The 20,405-nt window shown below is 65.5% G+C and carries 16 protein-coding genes; 4 read left to right on the plus strand and 12 right to left on the minus strand.

Annotated features, from left to right (window positions below; all coding sequences use genetic code 11):
* Positions 1-119: 119 nt before the first annotated feature.
* The 7 genes from ACP153_RS00895 to ACP153_RS00925 form a co-directional block, all read right to left on the minus strand.
* On the minus strand, positions 120-251 hold the full coding sequence (locus tag ACP153_RS00895) for an SEC-C metal-binding domain-containing protein (RefSeq protein ID WP_424969081.1): 132 nt from the start codon (positions 249-251) through the stop codon (positions 120-122).
* Positions 252-440: 189 nt separating this feature from the next.
* Positions 441-1,046 (minus strand): TetR/AcrR family transcriptional regulator, encoded by a 606-nt coding sequence (locus ACP153_RS00900; RefSeq protein WP_424969082.1) that lies wholly within the window; start codon positions 1,044-1,046, stop codon positions 441-443.
* Between the two features lie 39 nt (positions 1,047-1,085).
* Entirely contained in the window at positions 1,086-1,895 is an 810-nt protein-coding gene (locus tag ACP153_RS00905) for a DUF2145 domain-containing protein (RefSeq protein WP_424969083.1), read from the minus strand.
* 22 nt (positions 1,896-1,917) lie between these two features.
* Complete coding sequence (locus ACP153_RS00910) at positions 1,918-2,244, minus strand: hypothetical protein (protein ID WP_424969084.1); 327 nt, start codon at positions 2,242-2,244, stop codon at positions 1,918-1,920.
* Positions 2,245-2,436: 192 nt separating this feature from the next.
* A complete protein-coding gene (locus ACP153_RS00915) occupies positions 2,437-3,222 on the minus strand; it encodes a DUF2189 domain-containing protein (RefSeq protein WP_424969085.1) in 786 nt (261 codons plus the stop codon).
* Positions 3,223-3,325: 103 nt separating this feature from the next.
* Positions 3,326-4,447 carry a peptide chain release factor 2 gene (prfB, locus tag ACP153_RS00920; RefSeq protein ID WP_424969086.1) on the minus strand — a complete coding sequence of 374 codons (1,122 nt, stop codon included), beginning with the start codon at positions 4,445-4,447 and terminating at the stop codon, positions 3,326-3,328.
* A gap of 111 nt (positions 4,448-4,558) precedes the next feature.
* Complete coding sequence (locus tag ACP153_RS00925) at positions 4,559-7,084, minus strand: penicillin-binding protein 1A (RefSeq protein WP_424969087.1); 2,526 nt, start codon at positions 7,082-7,084, stop codon at positions 4,559-4,561.
* Positions 7,085-7,261: 177 nt separating this feature from the next.
* On the opposite strand from ACP153_RS00925, the gene ACP153_RS00930 reads away from it, so the two are divergent.
* Positions 7,262-7,876, plus strand: a complete 615-nt coding sequence (locus tag ACP153_RS00930; protein WP_424969088.1) for a class I SAM-dependent DNA methyltransferase — start codon at positions 7,262-7,264, stop codon at positions 7,874-7,876.
* Positions 7,877-7,878: 2 nt separating this feature from the next.
* Here the strand turns inward: ACP153_RS00930 and ACP153_RS00935 are convergent, their stop codons facing one another.
* Positions 7,879-9,072: an N-acetylmuramoyl-L-alanine amidase gene (locus tag ACP153_RS00935; protein ID WP_424969089.1), complete on the minus strand. Its 1,194-nt coding sequence runs from the start codon at positions 9,070-9,072 to the stop codon at positions 7,879-7,881.
* Between the two features lie 131 nt (positions 9,073-9,203).
* Positions 9,204-10,379, minus strand: a complete 1,176-nt coding sequence (locus tag ACP153_RS00940) for a pyridoxal phosphate-dependent aminotransferase (RefSeq protein ID WP_424969090.1) — start codon at positions 10,377-10,379, stop codon at positions 9,204-9,206.
* A gap of 52 nt (positions 10,380-10,431) precedes the next feature.
* Here ACP153_RS00940 and ACP153_RS00945 point away from each other — a divergent pair, with 52 nt between their 5' ends.
* Positions 10,432-11,775, plus strand: a complete 1,344-nt coding sequence (locus tag ACP153_RS00945; protein WP_424969091.1) for a M48 family metalloprotease — start codon at positions 10,432-10,434, stop codon at positions 11,773-11,775.
* 3 nt (positions 11,776-11,778) lie between these two features.
* On the opposite strand, the gene der is transcribed toward ACP153_RS00945, so the two are convergent.
* The 3 genes from der to ACP153_RS00960 all read right to left on the minus strand — a co-directional run bounded on the left by der (position 11,779) and on the right by ACP153_RS00960 (position 15,371).
* Entirely contained in the window at positions 11,779-13,257 is a 1,479-nt protein-coding gene (gene der, locus ACP153_RS00950; protein ID WP_424969092.1) for a ribosome biogenesis GTPase Der, read from the minus strand.
* Between the two features lie 124 nt (positions 13,258-13,381).
* Positions 13,382-14,704 carry a PQQ-binding-like beta-propeller repeat protein gene (locus tag ACP153_RS00955; protein WP_424969093.1) on the minus strand — a complete coding sequence of 441 codons (1,323 nt, stop codon included), beginning with the start codon at positions 14,702-14,704 and terminating at the stop codon, positions 13,382-13,384.
* A gap of 4 nt (positions 14,705-14,708) precedes the next feature.
* Positions 14,709-15,371, minus strand: a complete 663-nt coding sequence (locus ACP153_RS00960; protein ID WP_424969094.1) for a hypothetical protein — start codon at positions 15,369-15,371, stop codon at positions 14,709-14,711.
* Between the two features lie 229 nt (positions 15,372-15,600).
* Between ACP153_RS00960 and ACP153_RS00965 the strand changes: the two genes are divergently transcribed.
* Positions 15,601-16,758, plus strand: coding sequence for an efflux RND transporter periplasmic adaptor subunit (locus ACP153_RS00965; RefSeq protein WP_424969095.1), 1,158 nt, complete (start codon positions 15,601-15,603; stop codon positions 16,756-16,758).
* On the plus strand, positions 16,755-20,405 hold the full coding sequence (locus ACP153_RS00970; protein ID WP_424969096.1) for an efflux RND transporter permease subunit: 3,651 nt from the start codon (positions 16,755-16,757) through the stop codon (positions 20,403-20,405). The genes ACP153_RS00965 and ACP153_RS00970 overlap by 4 nt, the downstream gene beginning before the upstream one ends.

Raw genomic sequence — 20,405 nt, forward strand, 5'->3', positions numbered from 1 at the left:
CGCCAAGCTGGGGCCGCAACGCCCTCAGTTCAGAATTCGGAGCCGCCGAAAGCATCGCTTTCGGCGGTTTCCTTTTGCCCCCTACCCGCACGGGCCGAGGGCGGTGTCATCCACGTTCTCTAAAAGTAGTGGTCCCGGAGACTGCCATCGAACCGGCCGCCCTTGAGGCAGCAGCGCTTGAAGCGCTTGCCCGAGCCGCAGGGACAGAGATCATTGCGCCCGAGCTTCTCCAGCAGTTCCACATCGCCCACGCAGCGTGCGCGTGCCGGTCTTGACCCGTGTTTCGGACGGGAAGGATTTACGCCGCTTGGACATCACCTCGAAAGGAGGGGTGATCTTCGGGGGTCATGCGTTTTGCCATGGGAGCCTCCATCATCTGCGGTTTGCGAGAGCGCGCGGGTATGCTGTTTTCCCCAGATTGTAAAGCCACGCTCGGGGGGTCAGCTTTCCGCCACCACATGGAGGCCGGTATCCACGAGCTCACCGATATAGGTGCGCGCCTCGACCGGATCGACGGTGACAATCGTGGGGCGGCAGGCGAGGGTCACGAGCCCGTGGACCGAGGCCCAAAGCTGCAAGAAGACCTGCCGGTGCCGGTTCGAGGTCACATCCCCCTCCCCCGCGCGGATCAGCATCTCAAGCAGCCCGGCCTGAAAGTCCTGCATCTTCTGATCGGGCTCCGCATGTGAACGATACTCAAAGAGCAGCCACCAGCGCTGTGGCTCGGTCAGGGCGAAGTCGAAATAGGCCTCTCCCAGGGCCACAAGCCGGGCCCGCTTGTCATCCGGGGCCGTGGCCACCGCCGTCTCAAGCTCTTGCGACAGGATCCCGGCCGCGTTTGAGATCACCGTGCGGAGCACCGCCTCCAGATCCCCGACTGCATTATAGAGCGAGCCGACCGACACCCCGATCTCTGCTGCAAGCCCCCGCGCGCTGAGCGCATCGCGCCCCTGTTCGAGGACGATGCGCTCGGCAATTTCGGTGGCCTTCTCGCGGATCTGGGCGAGGTTCTGGTCCCGTTTCGACATGGTGCGCTGCTCAGCCATGCCCGGGTAGTTGGGACAATCCCCCGCCCATGTCAAATCCTAGAACCGTGCCACACGATCCGGGGTCACGCGATAGACCGTCATCGCGAGATCGTGCCCCTCCATGAAGCGGGCCAGGGACCCGAAGGTGGTGGTCGCCACGCGGCTGCCATGGTCCTCGGTTGTCAGCGCGCCGGAGGCGATCGGCGCCATCGCCCGTTTGAGACCGCCGAGCGCGATCGGCTGCGGCTGGAAATAGGCGGAGATATTGGCCTTGATCTGCCCGATATCGCTGGTGTCATAGAGACTCGCCATCAGCACATCCAGCGTGTGCTCGGTGCAGTTCTGGAACTGGGTCGAGCGCGGATTGGCCAGCACGGCGTAGTCCGGATTATGGAGCCGCGCATAGGTCGGGCTGGTGATCGTGCCCAGCAGTTTCCGCTGCAATTCCGGCTCGGGGATGATCACCCCGGCATCGAGCCGATGGGCCCCGGCAAAGAAATCCGCCGGGCTGTCCTGGATCAGCTGGCTGCGCGTCGGATCATCGCCGAGCTGGTAGAGATTATAGACCCGGTAGCCGAGCCCCGTCGTGCCATCCGGCTCGGTGATCCGGGAGTAGACCCAGAACCCCACATGGGTGTAGCGCACCCCATCGGGCAGCGAGGACGGATCCCGTCCCATTCGCGCCACGATGGCCACATGGGCTCCGCGCGCCGCCAGATCCTGTTGCACCTCGTTGGAGAAGGCCGCGACTTGTGCCGCCGGCAGGCGCGGCGTCCCCGCCGCACTGCTGCCATCCGCGCCCGCGAGCGCGAGGGTCGGAAAGGCCGCGGCCAGCGCGAGCCAGAGCATCATAAAGAAACGTCCCATCTGGTCTCTCCCCTCTTTCAATTCAATCGAGGCTCGGCGGGCCGTTCGGCGCCGGGATCACCACGGGTTCGGCATAGGTGTCGAGCGTGCTGAGCTCGCTGCCGAGATCCAGCGCACTCTCCCCCACTTCCTCCAGGGCGGAGCCGGTCACGGCGATGGCACTGCCCACGGCGATGATCGGCACGGCGGTGACGCTGGCTGCTCCGCTGGCGACCGCGGCAGACCCGTGGCTGACCGCGTGGCCGCTATGGGCTGAGGCTTCGGCGGAGTGGCGTTCGCTGGCACCGGCATAGGCGGGCGCAACCGCAAGGGATGTGAGGGCGGCAAGGATCATGGCTTTGGTTCGCATCGTGTTTCTCCTCTTTCGTGAACACTGTTCACAAGAGATGCGTGTGACGCCCTTAGCCTTCAAGGCCCTTCGTGAACAATGTTCATGAAATCGATGCGGAAATCGAGGATCATCGCCCTAAGCCGCTGATTTTATGATATTTTACAGTCTTTGATGACCTCACGTCAGCTGAGACGACGTTGGTAACAAGCGTCAAGCGCCAGTGATCAGACGCTGGTAAAGATGCCAAGTGGCGTGACCCAGCAAGGGCAGCACGATCAGCAACCCGAAAAAGGCCGGGATCATCCCGATCACCAGCAGCGCCGCCACAAGTACCCCCCAGACCAGCATCACCTGCAGGTTCTCGGTCACGGCTGAGAAGGACGTGATCATTGCGGTGACGAAATCCACCTCCTTGTCCAGCAAGAGCGGCAGGCTCACCACCGTGATCGCATATAGGACAAAAGCCAGAACGCCGCCGACCGCCGAGCCTACGAGCAGCATCAGGAGGCCATTGGGCGTCAGAAACACCGCGAAGGAGGAGGTGATGTTCGTCATCACCGCGAGCCCCAAGAACAGGGCGAAGATCATATGGGCGAGGAAGTTCCAGAACAGAAAGAAGATCAGGATCACCGCCGCGATGGACGGCATCTGCCGGTTCTTTTCCGCGACCACGACACCCAGTACCGCGCCCCAATCCAGCGGCTCGCCGGTCTGCAGCCGCCGGCTCACCTCATAGAGCCCCACCGCCGCAAAGGGTCCGATCAGTGGAAAGCCCACGATGATCGGCAGCGTCGCCCAGCTCTTGCCCGTGGCGAGCAGGATATAGACCATGGCGATCCCGCCCAGCACATAGACCGCACTGAAAAAGAGGCCAAAGGCAGGCGCTTTCCTGAAATCCGCCCAACCAAGCGCGAGGCTCGCGCGCAGGTCGTCGCGCGTGATGGTCTGGACTTGGGGACGAAAGGCCGCCGGGGCATCGGCGCTTGTGTCTGACATGAAGGGTCCTCCTTCCCGAAAGCCTAGCAAGGGCCATTGCACGGGAAAAGAAGGCTTGCGCCAACCGCTCAGTTTTGCCGCGCATGGGCGCGCGGCAGCGGCCTTAGCCCTGGGCCTCGCTGCGGCTCTTGCCAGCGACCTGCAGCGCCAGGGTGGCGGCCATCAGCCCGTCCAGATCCCCATCGAGCACGCCCTGGGTATCCGAGGTCTCAAACCCCGTGCGCAGATCCTTCACCATCTGGTAGGGCTGCAGCACGTAGGAGCGGATCTGGTTGCCCCAGCCCGCGTCGCCCTTGCTCTCATGGGCTTCGTTGATGGCGGCGTTCCTGCGGTCCAACTCAAGCTGGTAGAGGCGCGACTTCAGGGCCTTCATGGCGATATCGCGGTTCTGGTGCTGGGACTTCTCGGAGCTGGTCACCACGATCCCCGTGGGGTTGTGGGTGATCCGCACTGCGGAGTCAGTCGTGTTCACGTGCTGCCCCCCGGCCCCGGAGGAGCGGTAGGTGTCGATCCGGATATCCGCCGGGTTCACCTCGATCTCGATATTGTCGTCCACTACCGGATAGACCCAGACCGAGCTGAAGGAGGTATGCCGCCGCGCAGCACTGTCATAGGGGCTGATCCGCACGAGGCGGTGGACGCCGGATTCCGATTTCAGCCAGCCATAGGCGTTGTGGCCGCTGATCTTGTAGGCCGCCGACTTAATGCCCGCCTCTTCACCCGCGCTCTCGGATTGCAGCTCGACCGTATAGCCCTTGGCCTCGGCCCAGCGCACATACATCCGCGCCAGCATGGACGCCCAGTCACAGCTCTCGGTGCCGCCCGCGCCCGAGTTGATCTCGAGGAAGGTGTCGTTGCTGTCCGCCTCGCCATCGAGCAGAGCCTCGATCTCTTTCTTCGCCGCGGTCTCGGTCAGGGCTTTCAGCGCGGCCTCGGCCTCGGCCACGACCTCGGCATCGTCTTCCATTTCGCCCAGCTCAATGAGCTCGATATTGTCGTCGAGATCCTGCCGGATCCCCTCATAGGTGCCGATCGCATCCACGAGCATCTGGCGGTCGCGCATAAGCTTCTGGGCCCGCGCCTGATCGTTCCACAGATCCGGGTCCTCGATCATCGCGTTGAACTCTTCAAGCCGATGGGGCGCGGTCTCATAGTCGAGCCGCTGCGCCAGAAGCTCCAGCGATTTGCGGATGGCCTCGACGGTGTTCTGTATCTCTGCGCGCATCGGTTCGGTCTTTCCCTTTTCGAGGGATAGGCCCTCGGACCCCGGGTGTAGAATAAGGGCCGCGGGCGGGCAAGGCCCGCGCCGGTTTTGCAGGGGCCGGGAGCGTTTGGGCTAGTAGAGACCGCCCGCCGTGACGGTGCTGACATTGGCCGTGCTGGGCACGACCGCCGTGCGTCCGGTGGAGGTCACGACCTCCTGCGCGTTGTCATCCTCGCCCGGATTGAACATGGGCAGATTGGCGCCCATGGCAAAGCCACCATCGAGGATCGCGCCGACGCCATAGAAGGGCTCTTCGCCTTCGCGGAAATACTCGGCGACCACATTCGCACCGCTCGCGTCATCCTCCAGCCGCCCGCCAGAGAAACGGTCGATTTTCACGAAGCGCCCGCCATCGGGGACCGTGAACCGCCCGCCACCATAGGAGGCGATGGCCGTCTGCATGAACTGGTTGAAGACCGGGCCACACATGCCGCCACCGGAGGCGCCGCGCCCGAGGGTGCGGGGGCGGTCATAGCCGATATAACAGCCCGCCACGATGTTCGAGGAAAAGCCCACGAACCAGACATCCTTGGCGTCATTGGTGGTGCCCGTCTTGCCCGCGATCGGCACCGGGAGGTTCACCGTACGGGCCGCCGTGCCGCGATCCACCACGCCGCGCATCATCGAGGTCAGCTGATAGGCGGTGATCGGGTCAATCACCTGGGTGCGGTTGGCCATGATCCGCGGCGCCGATCCCTCGGCAAGGTCATCGGCGTCGCAATCGAGGCACGACCTCTGGTCATGGCGGTAGACCGTCTTGCCCCAACGGTCCTGCACCCGGTCCACAAGGGTCGGCTCCACCCGCTCGCCGCCATTGGCGAACATGGCGTAGGCCGCAACCATGTTGAAGAGCGTGGTCTCCTGACTGCCCAGCGAGTTCGCGAGGTAAGGCTCCAGCGTGTCATAGACCCCGAAGCGCTCGGCATACTCGGCCACGGTCTCCATCCCGACTTCCTGGGCGAGACGCACGGTCATGAGGTTCCGCGACCGCTCGATCCCGGTGCGCAGGGGCGTGGGGCCATAGAATTTGTTGGACGCGTTCTTCGGACGCCAGATCGAGCCACCGGTGTCGATCTCGATCGGCGCATCAATGACGATCGTGGCGGGCGAATAGCCCGTGTCGAGTGCCGCGGCATAGACCAGCGGCTTGAAGCTCGACCCCGGCTGGCGCGTGGCCTGCGTGGCGCGGTTGAACACCGAGGACTGGTAGGAGAACCCGCCCTGCATGGCCAGCACCCGGCCCGTATTCACATCCATGGCCATGAAGCCGCCCTGCACCTCGGGGATCTGACGCAGGGACCAGGTATTGGCCTCATCGCCCGCGCGGACATGGATCACGTCCCCCACCTCGAGCAGGTCGCTCGCGCGGTTCGCGGTGCCGCCAAGGCTGCCATCTTCGCGGCGTGGGCGGGCCCAGCGCACATCCGTATTGGGCAGGATCTGGTCGCGCTCGGACGGCACGCCCTCGACACCCAGCAGAGCCCCGCTATCCCGGAACCCGCGCACGACGGCGGGGCGCCAGCCTTCGATATCGCGCGGCACACGCAGATCGGTCAGCGCCTCGGCCCAGTCGCCCCCGCTCGCGATGGCGGGATCGATCTGCTCGGTCGCGCCGCGATAGATGCCCCGGCTGCGGTCGTATTTCTCCAACCCGCTCTGCAGGGCGTTTGCAGCCTCCGATTGCAGGGTCGGATCCACGGTCGCCCGGATCGACAGACCACCGGTGAAGAACTCCTCTTCCCCGAACCGGCCCGAAAGCTGACGGCGGATCTCATCGGTGAAGTAGTCACGCTTGGGGAGCGCCCTGCGGAAGGATGCAAAATCACCGCTTTGCACTGTCTCCAACGGCGCATTGCGCGCAGCCTCATAGGCCGCATCGTCGAGATAGCCGTTCTCGTTCATCTCACGCAGCACGAAGTTCCGGCGCTCCACCGCGCGGTCCCGCGCCCGAACCGGATGATAGGTCGAGGGCGCCTTGGGCAGCGCCGCAAGATAGGCCGCCTCATGGGCCTCAAGCTCGGCCAGCGGTTTGTTGAAATAGGTCTGGGCCGCAGCGGCCACGCCAAAGCTGTTCTGACCGAGGAAGATCTCGTTCATGTAAAGCTCGAGGATGTCTTCCTTGCTCAGCGTCTCCTCGATGCGGGAGGACAGGATGAGCTCCTTGATCTTTCGCTCCGCCGACCGCTCCCCACCCAGAAGGAAGTTCTTCATGACCTGCTGGGTGATGGTCGAGGCGCCGCGCAGGGGCCCGCCCGTGGCCGCATCCACGGCCGCGGCAGCCATGCCGCGCGGATCATAGCCGCGGTGGGTGTAGAAATTCTTGTCCTCCGCCGAGATGAAGGCCTGCTTCACCAGATCGGGGATCTCATCGGCGGGGGCAAAAATCCGGCGCTCCCGGGCGAACTCGTCCATGAGCGCCCCCTCCCCCGAATAGATTCGGCTGATCGTCGGCGGGGCGTATTGCGCGAGCGCCTCCGTGTCCGGCAGATCGCGCCCATACATCCACAGAACCGCACCAATGCTGAGCGCGACGGCAAACAGTCCAAGAGTGAAGGTCGAGAAGAGGGCCCCAAAGAAGCCAGCAACAAAACGGATCACACGCGATCTCCTACGGAGGGTTACGCGCCCGGTATACGCGCAGCGGCGGCCACGGTCAAAATCCCTGCGCGTCACAGGGGGGCGGGTTTTCACAAAACGTCGTGACGTCAGAGGCAGATTTGAACCCGTTCCCGTGCCAATCTGCGCAGATCAGCGAGACTTTGCCGGAGACCAGCCATGGCGACGCCAGCAACGCCCCCTCTGCCGGGCGACATTCTGCCGACCTATCGGCGTGTGGCGGATCGGTTCGCCGTGCTGCGAACGACCGCGCTCTTTGAGCGCCCGATGCTGGACGCGTTGGAGCGGGCCACTCCCGGTCGCGACCTTCTGGATCTGGGCTGCGGGACAGGGCGCCCCTTGGCGCAGCATCTGCAGCGGCGCGGGTTTCGCCTGACCGGTGTGGATGGTGCCGCCCCGATGCTCACCCACTACCGACGGAATGTGCCGGGCGCGCGGACCTGTTGCCGCGACATGCGGGGCCTGGCCTTGCGCCAGCGCTTCCATGCGCTGCTGGCCTGGAACAGTTTCTTTCACCTCGACCCCACGGCCCAGAGCCGGATGTTTCCGGTCTTTGCCGCCCATCTGCGCCCTGGCGGCGTGCTGGTCTTCTCAAGCGGTCCGGCGCGCGGCGAAGCCTACGGTGCCGTGGATGGCGCGCCGGTCTATCACGCGAGCCATGACCCGCTCTGCTATCGCAGCATGCTAACCCGGGCGGGGTTTCGGGTGCTGATGTTTCGTCCTGAGGATCCGGCGCTGGATCGCCACAGCTGGTGGCTCTGCCGCCGCACCTGACCCTATTGCCGGACGAGATTGGCCTCGGCTGCGTCGGACACCGCCCAGGCATCAATGCCAAGCCGGATCCCTTCCGCTGCCAGCGCGCGCCATTCCGAGGACAGGAGCCGCGCCAGGTCATTGTCGTTGCTGAGAAAGCCAAGCTCCACGAGCACCGAGGGGATGTCTGGCGCGCGCAGCACCGAGAAATCTGCCGATTGCCTCGGGCGCTTGTGTAAATCGCCCACGGTCTCCGCAAGGGTCGTGACCAGGTTGTCCGCCAAGTTATTGGCCCGCGGCATGACCTCGAGCCGGGCGATATCCATCAGGGCCTCGGCCAGGGTGTCGTCCTGAGCCGTCAGATCCATCCCCGCCAGCAGGGAGGCCCGATCCATGCGCTCGGCCAGCTTGGCCGAGGCTTCGGTCGAGGCCACCTCCGACAGGGTGTAGACCGTGGCCCCCGACGCGCGTCCGGAAATCAGCGCATCCGCGTGGAGCGAGATGAAGAGGTCCGCAGAGGCGTCGCGCGCCACCCGCACCCGATCGGGTAGTGGGATGAACTCGTCCTCCGTGCGCGTGAGCAGCACCGTGTGACCGCTTTCCCGGATGATCGCCTCCTGCAACTCGCGGGCAAAGATCAGCATCAGATCCGCCTCGGACACCCCGTCCCGCTCGGCGCCGGGATCAAAGCCCCCATGGCCCGGGTCAAGCACGATGACCAGCGGACGGTCGCCAAGCTGCCGCTGTGGGGTCTGCGCCTCATCCGGGAGATCTCGCGGCTCTGGCCGCACCACGCCCAGATCGCCCTTCACTGCCGAGGCGGCAAAAGCCTCGGGCGAGACGGCCCCCAGCGTGATGTCCAGAAGCGCGGTGCCGATCCCTTCATCCACGCTCATCGCCGCGGTCTGCAGCCCCATGGGCGCGCTGAGAAGGAACTCCAGACGGGACCAGCCCGGTTGCGCGGGGCCGGCGATCACGCCACGCAGAGCTTCGGAGGTCAGATAGCTGCCCGGCTCGGCGCCGCTGAAATCCACCTCGCGGAACTCGACCACGATGCGATCCGGCTCCGAGCGCGCTTCGATCCGGTAGGGCACGGCCTGGGAGAGCCCGAGCGTGATTTCCAGGTTCTCTACGGTGCCGGAAATCTGTGACGTGGCTGGGTCCACCCGGGCCAGCGCCCGCAACTCCTGCGCCACGAGCGGGCCTGCCAAGAGCATGCATGTCAGCGCCGCGAGCAGACCTAGAGTCCACTCCCGTAGGATACGAATGCCGCCATGGTGGGGGCTGTGCCCGCGCATATTGTGCCTGCCAGTCTTTTTGCGGCTCAGTATAGGCAGTTCTGTCGGTGTCAGGAACCGTTCATCGGGGCCGCGCCCTCGGATGCAGCGAAAAACTCGGCCAGTCGGGCCATGCCTTCGGCGATATCCTCGGTCGACCGGGCATAGGAGATGCGAATCGTCCGATCTCCGCGATGGGGGTCGAAATCGAGCCCCGGGGTCAGCGCGACCCCTGCCCGCTCTAGGATCTCGGCGGCCAGCGCCCGACTGTCCCGGGTCAGATGGGCCACATCCGCATAGACGTAGAACGCCCCATCGGGCGGCGCGAAGGCGGTGAGCCCGGCCGCGGTCAGCCCATCGATCACAAGCGCGCGATTGGCCGCGTAGACGGCGCGGTTCGCCTCCAACTCGGCCTCTGCCTCGGGTTGAAGCGCACCAAGGGCGGCCACCTGCGCCGCATGGGGCGCGCAGATGAACATGTTCTGGGCCAGCCGCTCCATCACGCGCACCTGGGTCTCGGGCACCACCATCCAGCCGATCCGCCACCCGGTCATGGAGAAATACTTCGAGAAGGAATTGATCACGCAGACATCCTCCGAGACCTCCAGCGCCGAGACCGCCCGTGCCCCATAATGGAGCCCGTGATAGATCTCATCGGAGATGAAGGCCCGGCCCCGGGACTGGCACGCGTCGATCAGCGCAGCCAGATGCGCCCGGTCCAGCATCGTGCCCGTGGGATTGTTCGGCGAGGCGACAATCGCACCCTTGATATCCGCCTCGGCCAGCGCCTCCGGCGGCAGGCGGTGGCCCTGATCCGCATGGGTGGGCAGGCCCACCGGGGTCAGGGAGAGCGCCTTGAGGATCTGGCGATAGGAGGGATAGCCGGGCTCGGCCACGCCCACCCGGTCCCCCGCATCAAAAAGCGCGGTGAATGCCAGAAGGAACGCCGCCGAGGAACCGGCGGTCACCACCACCCGCTCCGGCGCGAGATCCACATCATACCAGCGGCCATAGAGCGCGGCGATCGCCGCACGCAGTTCCGGCAGGCCGAGCGCCACCGTGTAGCCCAACGCATCCTGCTCCAATGCCTGTGCCACGGCTTGGCGCGCGGACGCGGGCGCGGCGGTGCCGGGCTGGCCGACCTCCATATGGATGATGTCCCGCCCGGCAGCTTCGGCGCGGCGCGCCGCCTCCATCACATCCATCACGATGAACGGATCCACGTTCGAGCGGGTTGAGTTTTGCATGGGAGCCTCCATAGGGTGCAGGAGTGTGTCGCAATCCGATGGAGTAAGGTCAATGACAAGCCTCTGGCGCGCCCGTCTCGCGGGGATCCTGATGGCCCTGCTTGCGGCGGTGACGACCCTGCCCGCGAGCGCGGTGACCATCATCCGCGATGCGGAGATCGAACGCTCCCTTCGGGAGCTTGCGCGTCCGCTGATGGCCGCAGCAGGGGTGAACCCCGCGCAAGTGAACATCTGGGTGATCAATGACAGCAAACTGAATGCGTTTGTTGCCGATCCAAGAACAATGGTCCTGCATTCCGGGCTTTTGATGACGCTGGAGACCCCCGAACAGGTGCAAGCGGTCATCGCCCATGAGATCGCGCATATCTCCAACGGTCACATCTCGCGGCGGATGGCGAACTTCAAAGCCTCGAACCGCTTGGCACGTCTGGGCCTTGTTCTGGCAGCGGCGGCAGGGGCGGCCTCCGGCAATCCCGGGGTCGGTGCCGCGGTGGGGATCGGAACGGCGGAGTTCGCGCGCCGGGGCTTTTTCAGCCATACCCGCGCCGAGGAGGCCGCAGCCGATCAATCCTCTGCGCGGTTTCTCGCCAATGCGGGCATCTCCCCCGTGGCCATGGTCGAAGTGCTGGAGATCTTTCGCGGGCAAGAGACCCTCTCGACCAACCGGCAGGACCCCTATGTGCGCACGCACCCCCTGACCCGGGACCGGCTGCGCGCCGCGCAGGGCTATGCCGCCGCGTATAAGGTCAACAACCTGTCGCGCCAGTCCGAGGCCTATTGGTTTGCGCGGATGCAGGGCAAGCTCTCGGCCTTTCTGCGTAATCCGAATTGGACCCTGCGCCGGGTGAAGGACAGCGACACGTCCGAGATCGCGACCATGCGCCGGGCCATCGCCTATCACGAGAAACCGGATCCGACCCGGGCGGCCCGCGAAGTTGCAAAACTCGTGAAGATGCGGCCCAACGATCCCTACTATCAAGAACTCGAAGGTCAGATCGCTTTCGAAACCCGGCGCTATGGGGAGGCTGTGCGCGCCTATGAACGGGCCGTCTCCCTCGCCCCGCGGGAGCCTTTGATCCAGGCCCATCTCGGGCGCGCCCTTCTGGCGCAGAAGTCGGCGGCGAGTGACCGGCGCGCGCTCAAGATCCTGCAATCGGCCTATAGCCGGGATCCGGGCAATCCCTCGATGCTGCGGGATCTGGCCCAGGCCTATGCCCGCGCGGGGCAGAACGGCATGGCCTCGGTGACCACAGCCGAACGCTATGCCCTGTCGGGGCGGCTGCGGGATGCGGGGCTCCATGCGCGCCGGGCGCTGGGGCTTTTGCCCCAAGGCTCGCCGGGTTTTGCGCGGGCGCAAGACATTGCCCGCACTGCGGAGCGTGCCGCCAAGCGCTGAGCCTCAGCTCTTGGGCGACGGCTTGCCCAAATGCTTGCGCAGACGCGAGGGTGTGGACTTCTTCTTGTCCTTATAGGGGTTCGCATCGGACTGGCTGCGCAGGGTCAGCCGGATCGGTGTGCCCGGCATGTCAAAATCCTCCCGCAACCCATTGACGAGATAGCGATTATAGCTCTCGGGCATCTTGTCGGGATAGGAGCACATGACCACGAAGCCCGGGGGCCGGGTCTTTACTTGCGTCATATAACGCATGCGGATGCGGCGCCCGCCCGGTGCGGGGGGCGGATGGGCCTCCACCATGGCCGAGAGCCAGCGATTGAGCGCCGCCGTGGGCACCCGCCGGTTCCAGACCGCATGGGCGCGCAGGATCGCGTCGCGCAGCCGGTCCATCCCGCGCCCGGTCTTGGCTGACACGGTGATCAGAGGCGCGCCTTTGAGCTGCGGCAGCAGGCGGTTGAACGCCTCCTTCAGGTCCCGCAGCTTGGCCTGCTTGTCATCCTCGAGATCCCATTTGTTCACCGCGATCACCACGGCGCGGCCCTCGCGTTCGGCCAGATCGGCGATGCGCAGATCCTGCTGCTCGAACGGGATCCCCGCATCGAGCAGGACCACGACCACCTCGGCAAATTTTACCGCGCGCAGACCATCCGAGACGCTGAGCTTCTCGAGCTTTTCCTGCACCTTGGCCTTCTTGCGCATCCCCGCCGTGTCAAAGATCCGCACCGGGAGGCCGTCCCAGTCCAGCGCCAGCGAGATCGCGTCGCGGGTGATCCCCGCCTCGGGCCCGGTGAGCAGACGCTCCTCCCCCAGCAGCTGGTTGATCAGGGTGGATTTGCCGGCGTTCGGGCGACCGACCACGGCCACTTGAAGGGGCTTCGATACCGTGGGCACCCGGGGCGCATCTGCGCCCAGCTCCGCCTCTTCGGAACTCAGGCTGATATCGGTTTCCGGGTCCTCATCGCGGGACGCCTCGGCCTCTTCTTCGTAGGCGTCGATCAGGGGCATGAGCGCCCCCATCAGGTCGGCCATCCCCTCGCCATGCTCAGCACTGATCGCCAGCGGCTCGCCGAGCCCCAAGGCATAGGCCTCGATCAGCCCCGCTTCGGCGGCGCGGCCTTCGGCCTTGTTGGCGCCCAGCAGGACATGGGCATTGGCCTTGCGCAGGATATCGGCAAAGACCTCATCCGTCGGGGTCACGCCAACCCGCGCGTCGATCAGGAAAAGACAGGCATCGGCCATGCTCACCGCGCGTTCGGTCAGCCGGCGCATTCGCCCCTGCAGGCTGTCATCGGTGGCCTCTTCGAGCCCTGCCGTATCGATCACCGTGAAGCGCAGATCGCCGAGCCGTGCGGCCCCCTCGCGCAGATCCCGGGTGACCCCAGGCTGATCATCGACAAGCGCCAGACGCTTGCCCACCAGCCGGTTGAACAGCGTGGACTTGCCCACATTGGGGCGACCGACAATGGCCAGAGTGAAAGACATGGGCGCTCTCCAAGAGACACGGCGGGCGATGAGAAGCCCGGGCTTTATCGCGCGACCGCCGCCGCGGCAATGGAGATTCTGCGGAAATTCCGCATCCCGGACCCGGCACAGGGCCCGAGCCCCCTCAGCGATAGGCGCGCAGCTCGCCCGCGTCGGTCACGATATACATGGTCTGGTTCGCCACAACCGGAGCCACCGCCGCGCCATCGGGCATGGTGATCTGGCTGATCTGCTGACCCGAGCGTGGATCAAAGGCGCGCAATTGCCCGTCCCCGGACGCGATATAGAGCCGCCCCCCGGCCAGAACCGGGCCGTAATGGGCGAAGATCGCCTTGCGCCGCCGCTCCCGCTCATCGGTGTAGTAGGGAAGCTGCACCGCCCAGACGACTGTCCCCGTGGCCGCGTCCAGACGGATCAGCTCATTGCGGTCGGATACGAAGAAAAGCGCATTGCCCACGGGCCAGAGCGCATCGAACGCGCCCTCGCGGGCCGTCCATTTCCGGTCTCCGGTGATCGCGTCGAGGGCGGCGACCCGCCCTGCAGCATTACCCGCATAGATCGTGCGCCCCACCACGACCGGGTCGCTGTTGATGTCGGAAAAGCCCGTATAGGCGCTGCCGATCCGCGAGCCGGACACCGCACCGCCCCAGACCCGGACGCCGGATTGGCGGAGCGCGCCGCTGATCTCGGAAGACGGGAAAGGCAGGATGACCAAACGGTCGCTGATTGCGGGCGCTCCGCCGCCCACGATCCCGGTCGTCGAAGGCGCGCCCGGCAAGGTCCAGAGCACCCGGCCATTGCGCGTGTCAATCGCCCAGGCGACGCTGTCGCGGGTGACCACATAGGCGATGGTGCCCTCGACGGTCGCCGTTCCGCTGACCGGCGCGTCGAGCTTTTGCTCCCAACGCGGCGCGCCGGTGGCGACATCCAGCGCCGTGAGCGTGCCAAAGCCTGAGGAGGCATAGAGCGTATCCCCGGAGACCGCGACGCCGCCGCCCGCGCCTTCATCCGGGCGGTCCGTGGGCGGGGTCAGATCCCGCTGCCACAAGAGCGCGCCGCCAATGCTGAAGGCGGAAACGGTTGCAAGACTGTCGATGGTGAAGATCCGGCCATCGGAGACCACGGGCGGGCTCGCGATGCGGTTGCCCCGGCTATTGCCTTCGCCGATCTCGGCGGACCAGGCCAGTTGCAGCCCCGCGCCCAGCGCCGGATGGGGGATTGTATGGCGAACCGAGCCGTTGCGATGGGTCCAGCTCGTATTCGCCACAGGCCCCGGGATCGACAGCGCCACCTCGCGCGGCGTGCGGTCCTCCGCTTCCGGCGCTTCGGCCTCGGGATCCACGGAAGCCCGGATATCCAGCCGCTCACCGGGCAGGATCAGCTCCTCCTGCGCGCAGGAAGCCAGTGCCAGCGTGGCCGCGAAACAAAGCGCCGCGTTGCGGATCATGGGCTTATCCCTGCTCCGGCAGAAGCGAGGCGACATCGCCACCGAGCGCGACGATGAGCTGTGCGGCGCGCTGCTGCTGGGCGGTGCTGGCCCCTGCCGAGCGGATCACCTCCTGCAAGGTGCTGATCGCGGCCTCGGACGCGCCATCCTCGATCTCGAGAAGGGCGCGTTGCTCCAGCGCCAGAAGCCGGAACGGCCCCGCGCCAAGGGTCAGCGCGTCGAGCATCGCGCGGCGTTCGCTGCGCGACGGGCCATTCTCGCCCATCAGAACCAGCCGCAACCGCGCCAGATCCTTATAAAGGTCCGGGGTCTCCGGCCCGTTGATCAAGCCTTGCAGCGCGGCGATCGCCGTCTCCGGCTCGGTCACCGATTCCGCCGCCGTCAGCAGACCCAGAACCGTGGCCCCAGCCTCACCCGGTGAAATCTCTTCGAGCGCGAGCACACGGGTCTGTTCGCTGGACCCGTCCAGCGCCTGATAGAGCGCGTCGCCAAAAGCCTGCGCCTCGGACTGCACTTGCGCCTTGCGGTATTCGTTGAAGGCCGCACCGCCGACGATCAGGACAACAGCCACCACGCCGATCCAGCCATACTTGCGCAGCAGGCGGTTCATCCGGTCGCGCCGGACCTCTTCGGAGACTTCTTCGATAAAACTGTCGGGATTGCTCACGCGCTTGCCTCTTCCACCACGTCGCGTCCTCATACACCGTCCGAGCGCGCAAAGCCAAGCCCTGCAAGCCCTTGCCGATGGGCAATTCTGCGACGGTTTGGGACTTGAGCAAGAACCTGCGACAGCCTATTTCTGAACTGGATGGTTTAGTTCGACGTGATCGCGCCGTTTGGACAGCACTCTCAGGACGGGGAGGCACGGGGCGAGGTCGAGCACTCCGGAGGCTAGAATGAAACTGTTTTCGATCCTCACGGCACTTGTGGTCGTGGGTGCACTTTATGCTTTGGTGTTTGAGAGGGAGCGCGTCCTGACCTTTGCAGGGGTCGGGTCCGAGCCCGCGCCGATGAGCTCTTCCGAGGACGCGGAGATGGCTGCGCCCGCGCCGGCCGCCGAAGCTGCCGCGCCGGAGGCAAACGTCCGGCGCGTGTCGGTTGTCGCCCTGCCCTCGACGGCGCAAACCATTGACAGCGCTGTGATTCTGCGTGGCAGGACCGAAGCGTCGCGGCAGGTCGCGGTGTCCGCCGAAGTGTCGGGCAAGGTGATCTCCACCCCGCTGCGTCGTGGCGCGCAGGTCACCGAAGGGATGGCGCTCTGCGAGCTGGATCGCGGCACGATGGAAGTGTCCCTGGTCGAAGCGCGCGCCCGTCTGGTGGAAGCCGAGATCAATGCCCGCGCCGCCTCAGAGCTCGCCGATGGCGGTTTTGGCTCTGTGACACGGCGGGTGGCGGCTGAGGCAGCTCTGGAGGCGGCGCGCGCCGGGGTTGAGCGGGCCGAAGAATCTCTCGCCGACACGGTGATCAACGCGCCCTTCGATGGCGTCCTCGAGGAAGACACCGCCGAGCTTGGTGCCTATCTCGGGCCGAACAGCGCCTCCGGATCCCATTGCGCAACGATCCTGCAACTCGATCCGATCAAGATCGTGGGCTTTGTGCCGGAATTGCAGGTTTCCAAGATCGCGACCGGCGCCCCGGCGCAAGCCCGGCTCTCCGATGGGCGCGAGTTTGCCGGAACCGTGACCTTCCTTTCGCGCTCCGCCGAGGAGACGACGCGGACCTTCCGGGTGGAGATCGAGATCGCGAACCCGGATCTCAGCATCCGTGCGGGCCAGACCGCGGGTGTGGGCGTGGCCGCGGACGGGGCGATTGCCCATCTCCTGCCGGCCTCTTCGCTCACTCTGAACGATGAGGGTCGGCTGGGTGTGCGCCATGTGGTGCAAACCGATCAGGGTGCCGAAGCGGCCTTTGCCGAGGTGACCGTTGTGCGCGACACGATCGATGGTGTCTGGCTCAGCGGGCTGCCCGACGAAGTTCAGGTCATTGTGGTCGGTCAGGATTTCGTGACCGCGGGCACCGCGCTTGAGGTCACCCTGCGGGAGCCCGAAGCGTGACAGGTCTCGTCGATTGGGCCGCGTCCCGTGCGCGGATGGTGATTGCCTTTGTGGCCCTCTCGCTGCTCGCGGGGACGATGGCCTATATCGGCCTGCCCAAGGAAGGCGAGCCGGATATCGAGATCCCGGCGCTCTTTGTCTCGGTGCCCTTCCCGGGCATTTCGGCGGAGGATTCAGAGAAGCTGGTCGTGCAGGTCATGGAGACCGAGCTGAGCGATCTCGACGGGCTCGACCGGATGTCCTCCACCGCGTCGGACAATTATGCGGGCGTGGTGCTGGAGTTCGAGTTCGGCTGGGACAAGACCAAGATCATCGCCGATGTGCGCGACCGGATGAACACGGCGGAGGCCAAGTTCCCGGCGGGCTATGAGAAATACTCGATCAACGAGATCAACTTCAGCCAGTTCCCGATCATCGTTGTGAATCTTTCGGGCGCGCTGCCGGAACGCACATTGCTGCGCGTCGCCAATGACTTGCAGGACACGCTTGAAGGGCTTGAACCCGTACTCGAGGCGGGTCTTGCGGGCCATCGCGACGAGATGCTGGAGGTGGTGATCGATCCCCTGCGGCTCGAGAGCTACAACGTCACCGCCGGAGAGCTCCTGTCGGTTGTCCAAAACAACAACCAGTTGATCGCCGCCGGTGAGGTCGAGACCGAACAGGGTGCCTTTGCGGTCAAGATCCCCTCTGCCTTTGACGAGCAGACCGACGTGCTGTCGCTGCCGGTGAAGGTGAGCGGCGACCGGGTCGTCACACTAGGCGACATCGCCGATATCCGCCTGACCTTCGAGGATCGCACGGGCACCGCGCGCTATAATGGCGACGACACGGTGGCCCTGCAGGTGGTCAAGCGCAAAGGGTTCAACCTGATCGATACGGCGACGCTGGTGCGCGAAACCGTGGAGGCTGAGCGTCAGAGCTGGCCAAGCGAGTTGCAGGATGCGATCGAGATCAACGTTTCCATGGACCAGTCGCGGATCGTGGATTCCATGGTGCGGCAGCTCGAAGGCTCGGTCCTGACGGCGATTGCGCTGGTGATGATCGTGGTACTTGGCGCGCTCGGCACCCGGTCCGCCCTGCTGGTGGGGTTCGCGATCCCGACCTCGTTCCTTTTGTGCTTTGCGCTTCTCGCGGTGATGGGGATTACCGTCTCGAACATCGTGATGTTCGGCCTGATTCTGGCCGTGGGGATGCTGGTGGATGGGGCCATCGTGGTGGTGGAATACGCGGATCGGCGGATCAGCGAGGGCTCCGGCCCCATGGCCGCCTATACCGAGGCTGCCAAGCGGATGTTCTGGCCCATCGTCAGCTCCACCGCGACGACGCTCTGCGCTTTCCTGCCCATGCTCTTCTGGCCCGGGGTGGCCGGGCAGTTCATGGGGATGCTGCCAGTGACGCTGATCTTCGTACTGACGGCGAGCCTTGTGGTCGCGCTCATCTACCTGCCCGTGGTCGGCGGTGTCGCGGGCCGGATCAGCCGGACGCTGGACCGGATGGCCAAGGGTCTGATGGGGCTGCCCTGGCTTCTGCGGGCCGTGCTCGCGCTGGCCTCTGCCGGGTTCATGTACACCGCCATCCTGCAATTCCTGAACCCTGCCTATCTGCTGAGCGCGGATCCTGCGACCATGGGCTGGCAGGCCTATCTGCCTGGCGCATTGATGATGCTCGCGGCAGCGCTGTCGCTCTCGGTGACGCTCACCTCGATCCGTTTCAAGCGCAGCCGCCGGCGGGTGCGCGCAGGCTTCCGCCGGTCGCCCTTTGGCTGGTTCATCCGCTTCCTGACCGGCAATCCGATCATGCCGCTGGTCGCGATCGGAACCGTGGTGTTCCTCGTGATCACCACTTTCGGTGTGTTCCAGCAAAACAACCGCGGGGTCGAGTTCTTTGTCGCCTCCGAGCCCGAGCAGGCCATCGTCTATGTCCGTGCCCGGGGCAACCACTCGCTGGAAGAGAAAGACGCCCTGCTCCGTCAGGCCGAGGAAATCACCATCGCCACGCCGGGCATCGAGTCGGTCTTCGCCTTTGCCGGTGAAGGGGGGCTCAATCAGAACACCGGTGGCGCCGCGGCCCCGCTCGACACAGTCGGCACGATCCAGATCGAGCTTGCCCCATGGGAGGACCGCCAGGGCAGCGATTGGGCGGATGGCAATGACATCCTCAATGCGCTCGAGATCTCACTGAAGACCATTCCCGGCGTGCAGACCGAGATCCTGGAGATGAGCCAGGGTCCGGCGGGTGCCAAACCTGTGCATCTGCGCCTGACGGGCGATGATTTCGAGGCTCTGGCCGAGGCCACGGCCATCGTGCGCGCGGGGTTTGAGGCCACAGAGGGCCTGCGCGATGTGGAAGACACGCGCCCCCTGCCCGGCATCGACTGGCAGATCGACGTGGATGTGGCCGCTGCCGGGCGCTACGGCGCGGATGTGGCCACGGTGGGCGCGATGGTGCAGCTGGTCACGCGCGGGATCCTGCTCGACACCATGCGCGTGCCGAGCTCCGATGAAGAGATCGAGATCCGCGTGCGCCTGCCTGAGGAGCACCGGGTGCTCTCGACCCTCGACACCTTGCGCGTGCGCACGACGCAAGGCCTCGTGCCCCTGTCGAATTTCATCAGCCGCGCGCCGGTGCCGAAGCTGGGTCAGATCGACCGCGTCGACGGCCATCGCTACTATGACGTAAAGGCCGGGGTCCGCGCCGGGCTCCTGAACGACGACGGGGCAGTGATCAACGCCGCCGAGCGGATCGCACTGCTGACCACCTGGATGGAGACCGAGGTCGAGCTGCCCGAAGGCGTGAGTTGGGAATGGACCGGCGAGCAGGAGGACGAGGCCGAGAGCCAGGCCTTCCTGATGAATGCCTTTGCCGGGGCGCTGGGGCTCATGTTCATCATCCTGCTGGCGCAGTTCAACAGCTTCTACAACGCCTTCCTCGTTCTGCTCGCGGTGGTGCTGTCGACCACGGGTGTGCTGATCGGCATGATCGTGATGGAGCAGCCTTTCTCGGTCATCATGACCGGTACAGGGATCGTGGCCTTGGCCGGGATCGTGGTGAACAACAACATTGTGCTGATCGACACTTATCAGGAATACGCCCGCTATATGCCGCGGCTGGAGGCAATTGCCCGCACGGCACAGGTCCGTATCCGCCCGGTGCTGCTGACGACGATCACCACCATGGCCGGTCTCGCGCCGATGATGTTCGGGCTGAGCCTCGACTTCTTTGGCGGCGGCTACACGGTGGATAGCCCCACGGCCCTTTGGTGGAAGCAGCTGGCAACAGCGGTGGTCTTCGGCCTCGGCGTGGCGACGGTGCTGACCTTGGTGCTGACGCCGTCCCTGCTGGCGCTGCGGGTCTGGCTCACGGTCGGAGCCTATAGCTCCATCCGGCAGCTCCGCGCCCTGTCTCTGGGCAAGTCGAGCCGCGTGGCCCGCGACCTTGCCCTGAAGCGGGCCGCCCGCGCGGTGAAATCGCCTGAGCTCATCTGGATCGAGGATGACCAGCCGGAGGCCGATGACGCGACCACGGAGACCCGCGAAGAGCGGACCCTGGCTGAGCGGATCGTGGCCCATGCCCCTCGCGGCGAAGGGGAGGATGACCCCTCCCCGCCCGATGGTACGATCAAGCCGCCCCTGCGGGCAGCCGAGTAA

Origin of the sequence: Dinoroseobacter sp. S76, assembly GCF_049801095.1 — a bacterium.
Classification (GTDB): Bacteria; Pseudomonadota; Alphaproteobacteria; order Rhodobacterales; family Rhodobacteraceae; genus Dinoroseobacter.

What these genes read in the sequence shown, in the direction of transcription:
- ACP153_RS00900 (WP_424969082.1), bottom strand. Translation starts at nt 1,046, where the DNA reads ATGGCTGAGCAGCGCACCATGTCGAAACGGGACCAGAACCTCGCCCAG.
- ACP153_RS00905 (WP_424969083.1), bottom strand. Translation starts at nt 1,895, where the DNA reads ATGGGACGTTTCTTTATGATGCTCTGGCTCGCGCTGGCCGCGGCCTTT.
- ACP153_RS00910 (WP_424969084.1), bottom strand. Translation starts at nt 2,244, where the DNA reads ATGCGAACCAAAGCCATGATCCTTGCCGCCCTCACATCCCTTGCGGTT.
- ACP153_RS00915 (WP_424969085.1), bottom strand. Translation starts at nt 3,222, where the DNA reads ATGTCAGACACAAGCGCCGATGCCCCGGCGGCCTTTCGTCCCCAAGTC.
- prfB (WP_424969086.1), bottom strand. Translation starts at nt 4,447, where the DNA reads ATGCGCGCAGAGATACAGAACACCGTCGAGGCCATCCGCAAATCGCTG.
- ACP153_RS00930 (WP_424969088.1), top strand. Translation starts at nt 7,262, where the DNA reads ATGGCGACGCCAGCAACGCCCCCTCTGCCGGGCGACATTCTGCCGACC.
- ACP153_RS00935 (WP_424969089.1), bottom strand. Translation starts at nt 9,072, where the DNA reads ATGCTCTTGGCAGGCCCGCTCGTGGCGCAGGAGTTGCGGGCGCTGGCC.
- ACP153_RS00940 (WP_424969090.1), bottom strand. Translation starts at nt 10,379, where the DNA reads ATGCAAAACTCAACCCGCTCGAACGTGGATCCGTTCATCGTGATGGAT.
- ACP153_RS00945 (WP_424969091.1), top strand. Translation starts at nt 10,432, where the DNA reads ATGACAAGCCTCTGGCGCGCCCGTCTCGCGGGGATCCTGATGGCCCTG.
- der (WP_424969092.1), bottom strand. Translation starts at nt 13,257, where the DNA reads ATGTCTTTCACTCTGGCCATTGTCGGTCGCCCCAATGTGGGCAAGTCC.
- ACP153_RS00955 (WP_424969093.1), bottom strand. Translation starts at nt 14,704, where the DNA reads ATGATCCGCAACGCGGCGCTTTGTTTCGCGGCCACGCTGGCACTGGCT.
- ACP153_RS00965 (WP_424969095.1), top strand. Translation starts at nt 15,601, where the DNA reads ATGAAACTGTTTTCGATCCTCACGGCACTTGTGGTCGTGGGTGCACTT.